The organism is Anatilimnocola aquadivae (assembly GCF_049819085.1).
In the GTDB taxonomy this organism is placed as follows: Bacteria; Planctomycetota; Planctomycetia; order Pirellulales; family Pirellulaceae; genus Anatilimnocola.
In genome coordinates, this window is record NZ_CP187419.1 from 1169235 (window position 1) to 1185176 (window position 15942).

13 protein-coding genes are annotated in these 15942 nt (G+C 58.4%); 4 read left to right on the forward strand and 9 right to left on the reverse strand.

What is annotated here, in order from left to right:
* Positions 1-33 precede the first annotated feature (33 nt).
* From NA78x_RS04555 to NA78x_RS04595, 9 genes are all read right to left on the reverse strand, one after another.
* A complete protein-coding gene (locus NA78x_RS04555; RefSeq protein WP_425617239.1) occupies positions 34-1266 on the reverse strand; it encodes an FG-GAP repeat domain-containing protein in 1233 nt (410 codons plus the stop codon).
* Positions 1267-1317: 51 nt separating this feature from the next.
* Entirely contained in the window at positions 1318-1959 is a 642-nt protein-coding gene (locus tag NA78x_RS04560; protein WP_425617240.1) for an OmpH family outer membrane protein, read from the reverse strand.
* Between the two features lie 37 nt (positions 1960-1996).
* Positions 1997-2578 carry an OmpH family outer membrane protein gene (locus NA78x_RS04565; protein WP_425617241.1) on the reverse strand — a complete coding sequence of 194 codons (582 nt, stop codon included), beginning with the start codon at positions 2576-2578 and terminating at the stop codon, positions 1997-1999.
* Between the two features lie 110 nt (positions 2579-2688).
* Positions 2689-6660, reverse strand: coding sequence for an ATP-dependent RNA helicase HrpA (hrpA, locus tag NA78x_RS04570; protein WP_425617242.1), 3972 nt, complete (start codon positions 6658-6660; stop codon positions 2689-2691).
* A gap of 85 nt (positions 6661-6745) precedes the next feature.
* Positions 6746-7105 carry a divalent-cation tolerance protein CutA gene (cutA, locus tag NA78x_RS04575; RefSeq protein WP_425617243.1) on the reverse strand — a complete coding sequence of 120 codons (360 nt, stop codon included), beginning with the start codon at positions 7103-7105 and terminating at the stop codon, positions 6746-6748.
* A 105-nt stretch (positions 7106-7210) separates the two neighbouring features.
* Complete coding sequence (locus NA78x_RS04580; protein ID WP_425617244.1) at positions 7211-8365, reverse strand: 5-(carboxyamino)imidazole ribonucleotide synthase; 1155 nt, start codon at positions 8363-8365, stop codon at positions 7211-7213.
* A gap of 134 nt (positions 8366-8499) precedes the next feature.
* Positions 8500-9105 (reverse strand): formaldehyde-activating enzyme, encoded by a 606-nt coding sequence (gene fae / locus NA78x_RS04585; protein ID WP_425617245.1) that lies wholly within the window; start codon positions 9103-9105, stop codon positions 8500-8502.
* A 129-nt stretch (positions 9106-9234) separates the two neighbouring features.
* Entirely contained in the window at positions 9235-9495 is a 261-nt protein-coding gene (locus NA78x_RS04590) for a hypothetical protein (RefSeq protein WP_425617246.1), read from the reverse strand.
* A 1139-nt stretch (positions 9496-10634) separates the two neighbouring features.
* Positions 10635-10793 carry a hypothetical protein gene (locus NA78x_RS04595; RefSeq protein ID WP_425617247.1) on the reverse strand — a complete coding sequence of 53 codons (159 nt, stop codon included), beginning with the start codon at positions 10791-10793 and terminating at the stop codon, positions 10635-10637.
* Positions 10794-11539: 746 nt separating this feature from the next.
* On the opposite strand from NA78x_RS04595, the gene NA78x_RS04600 reads away from it, so the two are divergent.
* The 4 genes from NA78x_RS04600 to galT all read left to right on the forward strand — a co-directional run bounded on the left by NA78x_RS04600 (position 11540) and on the right by galT (position 15908).
* Positions 11540-11842 (forward strand): hypothetical protein, encoded by a 303-nt coding sequence (locus tag NA78x_RS04600; protein WP_425617248.1) that lies wholly within the window; start codon positions 11540-11542, stop codon positions 11840-11842.
* 160 nt (positions 11843-12002) lie between these two features.
* Positions 12003-13256 carry an ABC transporter permease gene (locus NA78x_RS04605; protein WP_425617249.1) on the forward strand — a complete coding sequence of 418 codons (1254 nt, stop codon included), beginning with the start codon at positions 12003-12005 and terminating at the stop codon, positions 13254-13256.
* A 38-nt stretch (positions 13257-13294) separates the two neighbouring features.
* Positions 13295-14647 (forward strand): ABC transporter permease, encoded by a 1353-nt coding sequence (locus NA78x_RS04610; protein ID WP_425617250.1) that lies wholly within the window; start codon positions 13295-13297, stop codon positions 14645-14647.
* A gap of 202 nt (positions 14648-14849) precedes the next feature.
* The gene (gene galT, locus NA78x_RS04615; RefSeq protein WP_425617251.1) at positions 14850-15908 is read left to right on the forward strand and encodes a galactose-1-phosphate uridylyltransferase; all 1059 of its coding nucleotides are present in this window, start codon (positions 14850-14852) and stop codon (positions 15906-15908) included.
* Positions 15909-15942 lie beyond the last annotated feature (34 nt).

The following is a 15942-nucleotide window of genomic DNA, read 5'->3' on the forward strand; positions in this document are numbered from 1 at the left end:
TCGAACTACGAACCATTAACTGCGAACTAAACGCTACTTGCCGTTCCAATAAATCTTGACGTTGTGCGTCGCACGGCCGACGGCGACGATCTCCGCCTTGCCATCGCCGTTCAGATCGCCGACGGCCAGATCTTCGACCGCGACACCACCCTGATCGACGAATTGCCGCTCCCACTTTTGACCAGCAGCATCTTGCGGATCATAGATCCGCACACCGCAGCGGCGGTCCTTGCCCAGGTCATCGCGAATGCCGATGACCAGCTCCTCAGCTTCGTCGTCGTCGAGATTCGCGCACCACACCGCATGCCCCCACTTCAGTTCTTCGTCCACGACGTGCCGATTCCAGAGACCGTCGCCGGGCGAAGGGCGGTCAGCGGTTGGCTTGGTATAGACAACGACCTGATGGCCGTGCCAAGGTTCGATGGTAGCGATGTAATCTCCCGATTTTCCCAGCAGACCGTGCTTGATTTCGCTGGCGCCGCGATTGGGCGAGGTTTTTTGGTTCCCTTCGCCGATTCGCTTGTTCTGCCACTTGCCGCTGGCGTCCTTGGTGAGGAGCGAGACTCCTTCAAAGCCGACATAGAGGATGTCAGGCTGGCCATCGTGATTGAAATCGGTGACTTGAAAATTGTGGGTCACGTGCAGTTTGTCGTCGATGACGGTGGGCTCCCAAGGGCCCTTCACGGGATCGGCCGGAATCTTGTAGGCAAGCAATTGGCAGGTCGCTTCTTGCCAGTTGGGCTTGGTGGTACCGCGACCCATCAGGGGCGAAACGATCAGCTCTGGCTTCTTGTCGCCATCCAGGTCAGCAAAGTTGATGCGATGCACGGTCGGCACTTCGCTGATGGGATGAACTTCCCATAGCGCCGGTTCCTTGCTCTCCTTTTTGGCCGGGTTCGCGCGAATCCACTGCACGGTGCCGCCACTCTCGGTGTTGAACGGCTTCCAGTCGGCGCCCACGGCAAAATCCAGCTTGCCATCGCCATCGATATCGGCCTGCGCGAAGCAGACGTTGTCGGGCCGCGTCTGCTTGTCGATCAGGATGTGTTCTTTCCAGGTCGGGTTCTCCAGCCACAAGATTCGCGTCTGGTCGACGATGCAGATATCGAGCTTCTGATCGTCATTCATATCGAGCAACCGCACGGCATATCCCACGCCGAGCTTGGTCGGCAGTTCTTCGGCCTTGAAAGTGATTTCAGCGGCCGAGGTTGCTAAAGCACAGCACGCGGTGATCAATAGCGAGGCAATGGCTGGGGAAGTTTTCATAGCAGTGAATCACAGGCGGTTGTGAGGGAGGATCCGGTTGAATTGAGCTTCTTAAAGTGTTTCTTTGTTGAGATACGCAATGACGTCTTTGGTGATGTCGAGGGATTCGTCATAGCGAACAACCGTTCGGTAACTTCGGAAGAACACATCAGCCGATTTGCTGGGATCGAAGTCCGGTTCGTAGCTGTTTAGGATGATGTCCAGCTTTTTGTCTTTTTTTACAAGGTCTGCCGCCCGCAGCAAATCTTCATAGCAGCTCGATATGTTTTGATAGGTGCGAGCAGTATCTTCACGTCTGAACTTCTCGTGCGCATCAACCATGTCTTGTGCAATCCGTTCCAATTGCCGCTTGAGCCGAAGGCCCTCATCGCTTTTTTCGTCAAGCTGCTTGTAGTCTTGATAAAGGCTTTCCGCCTCCGCAGTTTGTCTCGCGCGGTCCTCGTTGTACTCGTCTCGTTGCTTTTGAATGGTCGCCGCAGTCTTCAAATACTTTTGGTAACCCGCCACGGCCTTGGCAATGTCGACCACACCGATGGATGAAGCGTCCGCGGCACGTTCACTTTTCTTTTGATCTTCATTGCCAGCATGGGCGGTCGAAATGGCCGGCGTACTCTCCACCCGCAGCCAGAGGGCAAAGATTGCTAACAGGGCGAGGAGCCAGCCGTAACGCGAAAGCGAAGTTTGCCCGTGCATGTCGACCTCCGTGAGTGAGCGTGGGGGTGTCTCGTAATTACTTGCTTTCTGCCTCGTTGAGAGCCTTGATCACGTCATCGGTGATATCGAGTCCCTCTTGATAGATGACGTCGCGGTTCAGGTTCTTGGCCAGTTCTTGCAAGGGCTGATTTTCGTTGGGCGGGCTGTACTCGCGCAGCACCAGTTTGAGGCCCCGTTCTTTACAGATCTTTTTGACCTGTTCGTCGATTTCGCGCTGCGAGGCGATGATCATCGCTAGTTCGCGTTTTTGGAGTTTCTGCCGCTCTTGTTCGACGAACTGCCGCAGTTCGGTTTGCAGCTTGACGATTTGCATCTGGGCCCGCTGTTGTTCCGGCGAGCCGGGAGGAGCCTTACGCAGTTGATTGGCTGCGGTCTCCATTTCGACCTGCCGCACTTGCACCGTTTCGTCCAGTTCCTTGGCACTGCCGCGCAAGGGTTCCAGGCGTTCGGCATGCTTCTTGAAAGCATTGAACACCTTGTCGAGATTCAGCACCGCGACGGGAAAATCGCTGGTCTTCTCTTGGGCCAGCGCGACCATTGGCAACGCGAACAGACTGGCGACTAAGCACACAAGCAGGCGAGAGGTTTGGATAGGCATCAGACATAGTCCCGGCGGGGAAGAAGCGAAGCGGTTTGCAGCGTGTTGTTTTAGCACTCTCGCCGCTGGGAAGTAAGAAGCGATAGGCAGAACGCGATTCGAGAGGGCAATCACATCAGCCGAACCTTTTCCCATTGCTTGTCGAGTCGCGGGCCACTCACAGCCTGGCTCGTGCCGAGTTCCTGGGCAAAGAGTGATACGCGGAACTCTTCCAGCAGCCAGCGAAAGGTTTCGAGTTCGGGATCGAGGACGTGATGCTTGCGGTGCACTTCCCGCCGTTCGTGCCAGAGTTTCACGCGCGGAGTTACCTGCAACATCGCTTGGCGATCGCGGGGCAACCCGGTGCTGGCAATCTTCTGCAGGCGAAGCGAGATGCCCTTGAGATAGCGAGGAAAGTGTTGCAGCCAGGTCCATGGCGTGTCGGCGAGGAAGTTCGGTACGATTAGCTCGTTGAACTGGTCACGCAGATCCTCCATCGCTGGTTTCCACGTTTCCGGGCGAGCTTGCTCGAGTGCCAAGCGGGCCTGGTGATAGGCTTCGAACAGTGGCAGTGCGAACCGAGACACTTCCTGTACGGCTGGTAGCAGCTGATCGGTCGAGAGCTTGAGCAGCTTGTTGAACTCGTCCTTGGTGCGCGGCAACGAATTCTGCGACTGCTTCTTCCAGGCCGGCATGGCCAAGTCGATGGTCCGCTGGGCGAGTAAGTCGATGAGTTGCTGAATGAGCGTGCGGTCTTGCGTCAGTTTCGCGGAGAGGACCTGCATCTGATTCAGCTTGGGCAGGTTCTCGATCTGCTCGCGATAGCGGCGCGGGCGATCAAGCACGATCAAGCGGCGAATGCCGGCCCAGGTCAGTTGTTCCGCTTCGGGCAGCGTCTCGGTCAATCGCAGAGCGACTGTTTCTTGCGTGTCGACGATGGCTGGAAAGCGCGTGAACGTGAGACCGCCGCGGCTGATGTCGACGGCCTCGGGCAGCACATCCCACTCCCAACTCTTCACGCCGTCGCGATGCCAGGGGCTCTTCTCCGCGGCGACCACGGCTGTGGAAGGCTTCGCGCCGATCTCGGCGCGCAGCTTTTCGATATCGCGACCTTCGGCGAGAATCTTGCCTTGCTCATCGACGACGCGCACCTTCAAAATCAGATGCTGGGGCAAGCGAGTCAGGTCAAACTGCTCGGGCGATATTGGTTCACCCGCTTCAACAGACAAGACTCGCGCGACTTCGAGCAAAAACGAAGACTTGGCAAAGTGCAACTTCTTGGCGGTTCGCTTGGCGACATCGGGCGCGGGGATGAGGTTCCGCCGCTGTTGCTTGGGGAGCGAACGAATCAGGTGTTCAACCTTTTCGGCCAGCAGGCCGGGGATCAACCAGCCAAGACGCTCGGCCGAGAGTTGAAAAATAGCTTCGCGCGGCACGGTTGCGGTGAGACCATCATTTTCGGCACCCGGTTCAAAGTGATAGTCGAGCGGCAACTGCAGGCGGTCGAGTTCCAGCTTTTCAGGAAACTCCTCGGGCTCAGGCGGGTTGAGTTCCTGCCCGAGCAAGTCGGCCGGCTCCATGTGCAGGATGCGAGGCTGTTTCTCTTCCAGCGAGCGACGCCATTTTTCGAGGCGAGGAGCGTCGTAGGCGTCGGCGGGAATACGACCGGCGTAGAAGTCGTAGACCATCTGATCTTCGACGAGCAGGTCTCGCCGCCGGGCTTTGGCGGCCAGATGATCGAGCTCATCACGCAGCTGCTGATTGTGCCGGAAGAACGGTGCGCGGGTTTCGAATTCGCCTTCGACGAGTCCGCTGCGGATCATGATCTCGCGCGAGGCGAGCGGATCGATCGGTCCGTAACGCACGCGACGGCGCGGAATGATCGTTAGGCCATAGAGCGATACGCGCTCGCTCGCCATGGTCGAGCCGGCGCGCTTATCCCACTGTGGATTGGTGTAGTGATAGTTAACCAGGTGACTCGCCAGCGGTTCGATCCAATCGGGATCGATGCGCGCGACCGTACGGGCATAGTTCTTTGTGGTTTCGACCAGGTCGGCGGCGACGATCCATTTGGGCTTGGTGGCGAACACACCGCTGCCGGGCCAAAGAAACAGTTTGTTACCACCCGCGCCGTTGTACTCTGCCGTGTCGCTCCGCAGGGCGATGTTCGCGAGCAGGCCGGCGAGTAACGCGCGGTGAATCGCGTCGTAGGCATCCTTATCTTTCGGTGCGTCGTCTTCCGAGGTTTGCCAGCGACGACGGCCGGCGCGGAGGCCGAACTGGGTGACCATGTCGAGCAGTTGCCGATGGACATCGTGCCATTCACGCATCCGCAGTTCGGAGAGAAAGTTCTGCTGACATGCCCGGCGAAGCTGATTGCGACTGAGTTCAGCTTTCAGTTTGGCGTAAAAGTCCCACAGTTTGATGAAGGAGAGAAAGTCGCTCTCGCCCGACTGGAACTTGCGATGGGCTTCGTCGGCGGCGGCCGCGCGATCGGCGGGTCGTTCGCGCGGGTCTTGAGTTTCGAGCGCAGCGGCGATGATGAGCACGTCGGCCAAACAGCCTTCGCGATCGGCGGCCAGCAGAATGCGGCCGATGCGCGGATCGGCGGGTAACTTGGCTAGTTGCCTGCCAACAGGGGTCAGATCGCGAGCCTGATCGATGGCTCCGAGTTCAAACAGCGTCTTGTAGCCATCGCGAACGGCTTCGGCTCGCGGCGGATCCAGAAAGGGAAAATCTTCGATGATGCCGAGATCGAGGGCCAAGGTTTGCAGCACCACCGCAGCTAGGTTCGTCCGCTGAATTTCTGGTGGTGTGTAGCGTTCGCGGCGGGAGTAATCTTCTTCGCTGTAGAGGCGAATGCAGACGCCAGGACCCACGCGACCGCAGCGACCTTTGCGTTGATCGGCAGAGGCTTGGGAAATGGCCTCAATAGGCAAGCGTTGCAGTTTGCTGCGGGCCGAGTAACGACTGACGCGAGCTGTGCCGGTATCAATCACGTAGCGAATGCCAGGCACCGTCAGCGAAGACTCGGCGACGTTGGTGGCGAGGACAATCCGCCGCCCCGTGTGACTGCGAAAGACCTTGTTCTGCTCAGCCGTCGAGAGCCGCGCGTACAGCGGCAGCACTTCGGTGTTGCCGCCGTGGGTGCGCCCGCGCAGCTTGTGCGAGACCTCGAGAATGTCGCGCTCGGTGGGCAAGAAGACAAGCACGTCTCCCTGGCCGAGCCGCGAAAGTTCATCGATTCCGCGGAGGACACCTTGCACTGGATCGAGTTCGAAATCTTCGTCTTCCAGGGATAAGGGGCGATAGAGGGTTTCGACCGGATACGTTCGGCCCGAGACTTCGACGATTGGCGCGGGGATCAACTTGCCGTTTTCACCCGCATGGCCAAAGTGCTCGGCGAAGCGCTGGGCGTCGAGAGTGGCGCTGGTGATGATTAGGCGAAACTCGGGACGCTTGACCATCAGGCGATGGAGATACCCCAGCAGAAAATCGATGTTCAGCGACCGCTCGTGGGCTTCGTCGATGATGAGCGTATCGTAATTTTCGAAGTAGCGATCGGTCTGCGATTCGGCGAGCAGCACGCCGTCGGTCATCACCTTGATGAGCGTCTCGGGCGTCGTTTGATCGGCAAAGCGAATCTTGTAGCCGACCAATTTGCCGACGCTGCTATTCAACTCTTCCGCCACGCGGGCGGCGATTGAGCGGGCCGCGATGCGCCGGGGCTGTGTGTGCCCAATCAGGCCGGTCACTCCCCGGCCAATCTCCAGGCAGATCTTCGGTAGCTGCGTACTCTTGCCCGAGCCCGTTTCGCCGCAGATCACCACAACGGGATTTTTTTGAATCGCCTCGGCAATGACGGCCCGCTGTTCGACGACGGGGAGCGCTTCGTCGTATTCGATCTTCGGCACCAGCGACTTGCGGCGCTCGGCTTCGGCAATCGACTTTTCGAGTTCCTCTTGCAGCCGCGACAAATTGCGGTCGAAGGGGCGGCCGTCTTGTTCGGCCTGGCGAATGGCCCGCAGCTGATTGCGCAGGCGATGGCGATCGCGCTGCATCGCCGTGGCCAGTTGTGCCTCGAGTTCGGCGTAGTAGAGCATGGGTCAGCAAATACAGGAGAGACAGCCTGACCGAGTTTTGGTTCGGGCTGAGGTTCGCGGGGATTTTATCCGGGCGGGGGCATCACTAGGGATGCTCGTCCTTGGCCGCGGCAACTTTCTTGACAGGCTTCAGCTGTTCCATCAGCCAGGCTTTGTACTCGGCAGAAATTTCGACCACGGGGGTCGCCATGATTTCGGGCTTGTCGTACGAGTGGAGTTCCATGATCGTCCGCTCGACTTGAGCAAACTTTTCTTTCACCGTTTTGATGGTGCAAAGGTATTCGCGCGCGGTTTCAATTCGCCCATTCCACCAATAGCTGCTTTCGACCGGCCCGCTGATCTGCACGCAGGCACCCAGGCGGCGATTCAAAATGGCGGCCCCGATCTTCTCGGCCGAATCCTTCTCGGCGGTGGTCGTAACGACCTGAATGATCTCTCCAGGCATCGGCAACTCCCTTACATAGTCTCGTGACGTTGCCGCTCGTCCGCAAAACGGCGTTCCCTCTACTCATTAGTCTACCGAAAGGGTGGGAAGGGCATAACCGGGCATTCAGCAGCCAGACTGCAGGGCGGCGCGGGCGTTGAGTGCCAGTTCGGCGGCCGCTTGGGGCGTATCGGCGAGGGCCGTGAGATGCCCCATCTTGCGCCCCGCGCGAGGTTCGGCCTTGCCGTACAGGTGCAGCTTGATCTCGGGATTGCTGAGAGCCAGATCCCAACGCGGCGCGTTAGGTTGCCAGACATCGCCGAGCAAGTTGACCATCGCCGCCGGTCGATGCTGACGAACCGAACCGAGGGGGAGGCCGCACACCGCTCGCACCTGCTGCTCGAACTGACAGCTGACGCAGGCATCGATGCCGTAGTGCCCGCTGTTGTGAGGTCGTGGCGCCAGTTCGTTCACCAGCAGGCGATTCTCGCGCGTTACAAAGAACTCGACCGTCAACACGCCGACAACATCCAGCTTTTCGAAGATCGTCCGCGTGATCTCAATCGCTTCGCTGGCCACGCTCTCGGCCACGGGAGCCGGGCAAATCGAAACATCGAGAATGTGATTGCTGTGGGAGTTATGAATCGGGCCATACGCCACGAAGTCACCCGCTAAGCCTCGGGCGGCAACGACGGAAATCTCGCAGGCAAAATCGACGTACGCTTCGAGGATGCTTTCCTGCCCGTCGAACTTGGGCCAGAGGCCACTGATCTCGTCGGCTTGTTGAATCTTCGCCTGGCCTTTGCCGTCGTAGCCCCAGTCGGCGGTCTTTAGCACCGCGGGATAGCCCGTCTGCAGCAGTGCCGAGCGCAGCTGCTGTTCGTTATGGATTGCATGATAGGGAGTGGTAGCAATCCCTTGCCCTCGCAAAAAGTTCTTCTCGCGCAGGCGATTCTGCGTCACGTGCAGCACGTGGCCACCGGGACGAACCGGCGCGAACTTCTCGGCGGCAGCCGTCGTTGCCGAAGGGACGTTCTCGAACTCGAAGGTCACCACCGACACGCCTTGAGCGAACTTGGCGATCGCATCGAGGTCGTCGTAGCTGGCCCGCACTTCCATGTCGGCCACTTGCCCGGTGGGCGTATCGTCGTCGGGCGACAGAACGTGCACGCGATAACCGAGCCGGCGCGCGGCGATCGTAAACATGCGGCCCAATTGGCCGCTGCCGAGCACGCCCAAGGTGCTGCCCGGTTGAATCACATTCGAGTGGGGAACCGACATGGAAAGGTCGTTTACTAAGCAGAGAACAATCGCGGAGACTTCCGCGCAACTACGCCCGCAGGCCGAGCGTAGATTCTGGTCTATTTCGCCCCCGGGCGACAGTGCCGAATCAGTCCGCCCACGACTCTCGTTGGCTATTCCAACTTTCCTTCGACTGCCAGTTGGTGGAAGTAATGCTGCACCTTGTCTTGATTGTCGAGCAGCCAGTCGATGCTAGGCTCGTTGCGCATTGCTTTGCCAATGGCCTTGGCCGTGGCTTCGCGATTGGTGCGAAAGAGAAGTTCGAAGTCGACGCTCGGCTCATCGACAATGCTGGGGTCGAGCCAGACCGAGACGATGATCCCCAGGTCATTGACCTTTTTCTTGGGCAAGTCGCCGGCCCGGACGGCATCGAGTACGCCGTGGGCAATCGCAGCCTGCACGGTGCCCATCAGGATGTTGGTGTACTTCGAACTCTTGACCGTCACCTTGCTGACCATCAGCGTGGTGGGCCGAATCTGCACGTCGCTGTTGAGGATCGCAAAGACCTTGGTGTGTCCCTTCACCTGATCACCAATCAAGTTGGCAATCGCGTAGCCCACCGGGCCATCGAGTTCGCCAATCACCACCTCGGGCTCCGCCGCCGAGTAAGCTGGCTCGCCCTCGACCAGCGCCTCGCCTGTTCGCAGCACGATCCGCTCCGATGTCTTCAGTTTGTCCTTCGGTTCCTTATTCTTCTTACCCGCCTTTTTCTTCGCCATGATTCCGCTCCGATGTGAACTCGTGATGATGCAGCAAGTGCCGCATTTTATCGCTCGATTGAAGAACAATCGAGATGATGAACGAAGTGGTAGTGGGGCAGTTTGAAATTCGGAACTCTTGGCGGCTGGTTACGGCAAACTTGGCCCTGGTCCGTAGTACTCGTAGCTTTGAGGTCGCCAAGTCTCTGGTCTCAGCCTGCGGTCAATCTGCTCCAGCGGCCAGAAGACGGTAGACTCCCAATCTCCGCCGGACCGATAGTCACTCTTGATCATGTTCAGCAAGATATCACCACCGGATCGAGGCTTCACCATCGCCAGATAAGTCCCCACATACAGCACCGGCAGGAGCAGTAAGACGATGGCGATGATGAGAGGTGCGCGGGTGGTCATGGTGTTGTTGGCTGAGTGATGTAGGGGCCAACCTCACCATCCTCGTGAAGGTAAAATGGCGGCTGGAAATACCAACTTCCGAAGAACCAAGCAGCTGCCACGAGGGGTGGCAGGATTGCTAACAAAATCAGGCTGGTTCGCCGGCTCAGTTTCATGGGCCACATTCTATCTGCCGGCGAAAGCGACTCGCCAGAGCGAAACGGGCCGGATGCGATTGGCAATCGCCTCGTTAAAGATCACGTAGGTGCAGCCAGTGGCTTGCGCCCGCTTGTCAACGCAGCCTCGACAGTGATGGATCCCAGTCTATCGGTCTCAGCCTGCGGTCGATTTGCTCAAGGGGCCAAAACAAGGTAGCAAGAATTGTACGACCTCGAACTGGATACGGTTCGTGAGGCATTGGACCAGGCCATGCTTCCATCACGCCAGGGTAACTACCGTCTGGATCAACCACCGCCAGATAGCTCCCCACGTACAGCAGCGGGAGGAGCAATAAAACAGCTGCGAGGAACGGGGCGAGGTGTTTCCTCATGACGACTCCTTGTCAGGGATCGTTTTGTGAATTGCCGCCGCCGATCGAAACCGGATGCGGGCACAGCGATCTCGCTGCTCCTGCGGTGTGACGTCAGTGCAGCAGCAGTGTTTCGCCAGGTACTGCAGATCTTCGGGCGACAACCATAGTGCGATCCGGCCTAGCGAGAGTTCCCGCTGCGCGTCCGTTGGTTTAATTGGCTGCTCCATCGCACCATTCTATCCGCCTACGAAACGGCCCCGCCAGCATGACGGGGTGAGGTACTATACGAACCCGCGCCGGCTTGCTGACTTAGGGTGAAGTGCACAGCTAATCGCCATTTGACGGTCTTAGTCGAATGGAGATTCGGTAGGTTCTCCAGGCTGCCAAAGCTTCGGTCGAATCTTGCGGTCCATTTGCTCTAGTGGCCAAAATAACCACTGGGATCGGTCGCCACCGTACCGGTAGAAAGCCAGCCGATACCCTGAGTCGCCCAGCTGATCTGTCGAGGTGCTGTGAAGGGACGCTGGCTGCACGAGTACCAGATAACTTCCCACGTACAGCAGCGGTAAGAGCAGCAAGAAGATGGCGATGATGAGAGGTGCGCGGTTGGTCATGAGTACTCGGAAGTCTAATGAATCGCCGGCAGCAAGAACCAATAGAGAATGGTAAACAGCACCGCAACGATCGCGATCTCCAGCCACGATACTCGGAACCAACCCGCAAACGAATTGCCGTTATTTGTAGGTTCACCAGGCGACTGTGGCGATTCGTAGGGGTTTTGGTCCATTCGCGTATTTTACTAGCGGTCGAAAGAGCTTCGCTAGTGACGGGGCACACCAGTTTGCAACTGGAGACTGGCAACCGGTCATGCAGGTGTATGCGGCGATAGCGCCATGAATGGCGACAGCGCGGCTCAGGAACGAAGCACGGCTTCGTTTTACGGGTTTGTGTTTCAAGCTGAAAGCGTTTGACAAAGAATCACGCATCGAGCAGATTCGGATTGTGTCGCTTTTCAGTTGGCGGACGGTTTTGACCGAGGGAGCGGGCGACGATCTGGTCGCTGCGAAAGCGAGAAATATAGAAGAGAGAGACGGAGCATCGGGGCCGCCGGTCGCGGTGGGGCTGCGCGCCGGCGTGAAGGGGAATGACAGGCAAGATGCTCGTCCCACAGTAGACGGTGCTTAGTTATTGAGCATCAGGTGCGTAGTAGGTGGTTGTTAGGGATGAAGGCTGTGGAGAATAACCGCTTATGACAAAGGCAGAATATCTGCCATAACGACCGAGCGACGAAGAGCCTGGAGACGCAGCAACAGATTGCCCAGCTTGCCAAAAGGCGGTTATCAAATGGTTATCGCGCAAGCCGTTCCAACGAGGGGGTTATAACTGGATTGGATCGCGGCAAAGGTTTGCGGTAGTGGGACTTCAGGCGAGGCGGTTTTTGAAAAAAGTCTCGCGAAAAAGTTATCAAAAGTCGGGTGAACAGGGGTGGTCGGCGGGATGAGCATCGAAAGTGGTTAAGGGGGACGAGACAAGATGAACGAACAATCACCAGCGGAACTGCCGGAACCGAAAAGGCTGACCGGTCAGCAGACGTACAACGTCGTGACCGATATTGGTGCAGGGCCCAACCTGCGTGCGCGCGACAATCTGTATCAGGCGCTGGCGATTTTCGTCTGCCTGGTGATCGGTGCCAGCGTGGGCTACTTCTCAATGCGAGATCAGGTTTTGGGAGCGGTCGCTGGCGGTTTCTTTGGCGTGCTGGCCGGTCTGTTCGGTAGCGGCGTCTTTCTGATGATTTATCGCATGGTGAGGCACGCGAAGGGGAAGCACGATTAGTTCTGCTCGCTGGTTCTACGACCGTAGTCCTGGGCCGCGTGATACACTGAATTGTTGAAACCTGGTTAAAACAATCGCTAGTGCATAAGCCAATGAACCACCGCCGCAGGGGCGGTGGCGTGATAATGTTTCGCCGACCTTTTTCGCCGACTCGCCGCCTATGAAGTTTCTGCTCCTGATGTTCAAGAACGTCCGCCGCAATGTGCTGCGGTCGCTGCTGACGGCTGGCGCGACGGTCATGTTGGTGCTCGTCATCACGCTGGTCTGGTCGATTCTCGACTTTCTCGATAAAGCTACCACCGAGAAGGAAAAGGACCTGAAGGCCATCGTCACGGAGCGGTGGCAGATCCCCAGTCGGATACCGTTTGCGTATGCCAGCCAATTGGAACTCGGCGGCGCTCGCAACCCGGGCGATGTGAAGCCGACCGATACGATGACCTGGCAGTTTTACGGCGGCCTACTCGATAAAACGAAAATGACGCGTGACAACATGCTGTTCGCCATCGCCCTGGAGCCCAAAAAGCTCGAGACGATGATGGACGATCTCGACAAGCTGCAAGGCCAGGAAAAGGAAGACTTTCACCAACTGGTTCTCAAACTCGAACAGAATCGCCAAGGCTTGATTCTCGGCCGCGATCGCCTGAAGGGACTCGGCAAGAAGATCGGCGACCGAATCACGCTCTACGGCATCAACTTCAAAGAGATCGACCTGGAACTAGAGATCATCGGGCAGTTTCCGACGAGTGCGGGGCGTTACGATCTATCGGCCGCGATGAACCGCGACTATCTGAATGAAGCCATCGCGGCCTACCCTCGCACGCATGGCGGCAAGCCTCATCCGCAGGCCGAAAAGAGCATGGCCCTGTTTTGGCTGCGAGCGAACAGCAAGGCCGACTTCGAGCGGATTGCTGCGCAAATCAGCACTTCGCCAGCGTTTTCGAACCCGGCGATCAAATGCGAAACAGCCGCTTCGGGTGTGGCGAATTTTCTGGACTCGTACCGCGATATCTTTTTCGGCATGCGTTGGCTGCTGACACCAGCGGCCCTGATTTCCCTGTGCGTGGTCAGTGCCAATGCGATTGGCATCAGTGTGCGTGAACGGCGGCAAGAACTGGCTGTGATGAAAGTGCTGGGCTTTCGTCCGGGACAAATCATGCTGCTGGTCCTGGGCGAAGCGATGATTTTGGGCCTGCTCGCGGGCTTGGTGGGTTCGTGGGGCACGTACTTTTTGATTAACGATTACTACGGCGGGTTCTCGTTGCCGATCGCCTTCTTTGGCAAGTTCTTCATCTCCAGCAGTGCGCTCTGGTGGGGACCTGTCATTGGGATGATGGCTGGATTAATCGGCAGTGTCGTACCGGCCTGGTCGGCCTGTTCGGTGAAGGTGACCGACGTCTTTTCGAAGGTTGCTTAGTGGGGTTGCTTCTGTGTTCTTTGTGATGAAATCTGCCGATGCTTTCCGGACTTAATGTTTCGCCCATCAGCTTGATTCCGCTGGTCGCCGCGCTGGGCCTGATGATCATGCTCACGCTGTGGGGTCGCGTGCCGCTGCGCTATAACCTGCGCAATCTCTCGGTCCGCTGGCTCAGCACCCTGCTGACGGCAGTTGGCTTTGTCCTGGTCATTGGCACGCTCACCGTCTTGCTCGCGTTTGTGAACGGCATGATCGAGCTGACCAAGTCGAGCGGCCAGCCCGGCAATGTGCTGGTCATCTCGGAAGGGTTTCAAGACGAGACTTTCAGTAACTTGCCCAACGACACCGTCAACGATGTGATTCTGCAGCAAGGCATTTTGCGAGACGAGACTACCAACGAACCGCTGGCGAGTCCCGAGACGTATTTGGTGGTCGTGCAGCCCATCGAGAATCAAGATTCCGGCCGGGCCGCAGGACGGCGGTTTTTGCAAGTCCGCGGTGTCGACGATGCGCCCATGGCGGGACGCGTGCATGGCATGTCGCTCGCCGACGGCCGCTGGCTCTCGCGCGAAGGGGTGACCAGTGGCGGTGAAGGAAAGCCCGACGTGCTGGAAGCCGTCATCGGCATGGGCACGGCTCGCGAACTGGGGAGCACTCGCACAGCCGAAGAACTGGCCGCTGCTCCCAATCCCGATCGGCTCGACTTGGGCGACTTCTTTACGCTGGGCGAACGGAAGTGGATGGTCGTGGGCGTGATGGCTCCGACGGGCTCGACGTTCGATTCTGAGATTTGGGCCAAGCGTGGCATCGTCGCTCCCATGTTTGGCAAGAACTCGTATTCGTCGGTTGTCCTGCGCACTGCGAACGCCAGCGAAGCTTACAAGCTCAAGCGTTACCTGAACGACGACTACGCAAAGAGCGTGCAGTCGTATGTCGAGACCGAGTACTTTGCGAGCATGCAGGAAACGGCGAAGCAGTTTCTGGTGGCGATTATCATCTTTGCGGTGGTGATGTCGGTGGGTGGTTTGTTCGGCGTGATGAACACCATGTTCGCCACGGTCGCTCAGAGGTCGCGCGATATCGGCGTGTTGCGAATGCTCGGCTACTCGCGCGGCGAAGTACTCGCTTCGTTCCTGGTCGAGTCGCTCTTTTTGGCGATGATCGGCGGCGGCATTGGCTGTCTGCTCGCCGGCTTCGCTGCCAACGGCTACGAAGTGCGGAGCATTCTCGGCAGTGGTCAGGGGGGCGGCAAGTTCGTCTCGCTGAACATGGTCGTGAGCGGCGATATTGTGGCCACAGGCATGACCGTTTCGCTGCTCATTGGCGCTCTCGGCGGCCTGCTTCCCGCCATCAGCGCCATGCTGGTCAAACCGCTTTACTCCCTCCGCTGATTGGCAGGGCGTAGCGGCTAGGGGAGTTTAAGCGACGGTGAAGCGAAGTTAGGTGCGGGGTTCTGCCAACAAGCAAGGAGCCGGGCTGCTGTGGCGGGAACGACAGGTCGTCGCCCCGGCGGCCGAATCTTTCAAAAATTGGCCGAAAAAGCCGATTTTTGGCGTCGACCCCTTTGATACCAAGGTGGGGGTTGCTGTTAAGATGGGCCTAACCCTCCTGGCCCATTCGCTCGACAGGCCCCGCATGCCCGAGTATCGTCAAGACCCGCTATCGCAACGCTGGGTAATCGTCGGGAGCGAACGCTCGTCCCGCCCGCAGGAGTTCGTGGAGCGGACCGACCGCGTCACCAACACCAGCTGCCCCTTCTGTGCCGGCAACGAAGACCAAACCCCACACGCGGTGCAGATCTATCCGGCGAGTAACGGCCGGGCGAAGCTCTTTCCCTGGCAAGTGCGCGTGGTGCCGAACAAGTACCCCGCAGTCACCACCGAAGTTCCTCCCTCGCCCACCAGTCAGAATGGCTCGCTCCATCGGCACGAAGCAGGCTTTGGTCAGCACGAGGTGATCATCGAATCGCCCGAGCACATCACGAGCCTGAGCGAACTTTCGCTCGCCGATCAGATTCTGGTCTGGCACGCCTATCAAGATCGCCTGCGCACGCTGCGGCAAGATGGCCGCTTCAAGTACGTGCAGATCTTCAAGAATGTCGGTGCCGCCGCCGGCGCTTCGCTCGAACATACGCATAGCCAGGTTGTCGCCCTACCTTGGACGCCGCCCGATGTGCAAAGCGAAGTTGACCGCTTCGCACAGCACCAGCAGAAGTCGGGCCGCTCGCTATTGACACAGATCATCGACGAAGAGGTCGTCTCCGGCGAGCGAGTCGTCGCCCAGTCGCAGCGGTTCGTCGCCTTCTGTCCGTGGGCCAGTCGCTTTCCGTTTCAGGTCTGCATTGCTCCGCGCCAACAGGCCTCCAGCATCGAGCAATTGAAGGCTGGCGAAGTTAGCGAATTGGCAACGATTGTGAGTGAGGTTATCGGTCGAATCGAACGTACCTTGGCACGTCCGGCATATAATCTGATTCTGCACACGGAACCCTTTGACATTGACTCGCACGACCACTATCACTGGCATATCGAGATTTTTCCGCGTCTTACGAAGGCAGCTGGCTTCGAGTGGAGCACGGGATGTTGGATGAACCCCCAACCTCCGGAAACAGCGGCCGCCCTGCTGCGTGAATCGGGCCTCTCTCCGGCCAGCTAGCACGCGCGTGAGTGAACGGCGAAAGTCCGCGCGA

Bases quoted from the DNA above. Each gene is read 5' to 3' on its own strand.
- NA78x_RS04600 (WP_425617248.1), top strand. From the start codon at position 11,540: ATGAACGAACAATCACCAGCGGAACTGCCGGAACCGAAAAGGCTGACC.
- cutA (WP_425617243.1), bottom strand. From the start codon at position 7,105: ATGCCTGGAGAGATCATTCAGGTCGTTACGACCACCGCCGAGAAGGAT.
- NA78x_RS04590 (WP_425617246.1), bottom strand. From the start codon at position 9,495: ATGACCACCCGCGCACCTCTCATCATCGCCATCGTCTTACTGCTCCTG.
- NA78x_RS04595 (WP_425617247.1), bottom strand. From the start codon at position 10,793: ATGGACCAAAACCCCTACGAATCGCCACAGTCGCCTGGTGAACCTACA.
- galT (WP_425617251.1), top strand. From the start codon at position 14,850: ATGGGCCTAACCCTCCTGGCCCATTCGCTCGACAGGCCCCGCATGCCC.
- NA78x_RS04560 (WP_425617240.1), bottom strand. From the start codon at position 1,959: ATGCACGGGCAAACTTCGCTTTCGCGTTACGGCTGGCTCCTCGCCCTG.
- NA78x_RS04555 (WP_425617239.1), bottom strand. From the start codon at position 1,266: ATGAAAACTTCCCCAGCCATTGCCTCGCTATTGATCACCGCGTGCTGT.
- NA78x_RS04605 (WP_425617249.1), top strand. From the start codon at position 12,003: ATGAAGTTTCTGCTCCTGATGTTCAAGAACGTCCGCCGCAATGTGCTG.
- fae (WP_425617245.1), bottom strand. From the start codon at position 9,105: ATGGCGAAGAAAAAGGCGGGTAAGAAGAATAAGGAACCGAAGGACAAA.
- NA78x_RS04565 (WP_425617241.1), bottom strand. From the start codon at position 2,578: ATGCCTATCCAAACCTCTCGCCTGCTTGTGTGCTTAGTCGCCAGTCTG.
- hrpA (WP_425617242.1), bottom strand. From the start codon at position 6,660: ATGCTCTACTACGCCGAACTCGAGGCACAACTGGCCACGGCGATGCAG.
- NA78x_RS04610 (WP_425617250.1), top strand. From the start codon at position 13,295: ATGCTTTCCGGACTTAATGTTTCGCCCATCAGCTTGATTCCGCTGGTC.
- NA78x_RS04580 (WP_425617244.1), bottom strand. From the start codon at position 8,365: ATGTCGGTTCCCCACTCGAATGTGATTCAACCGGGCAGCACCTTGGGC.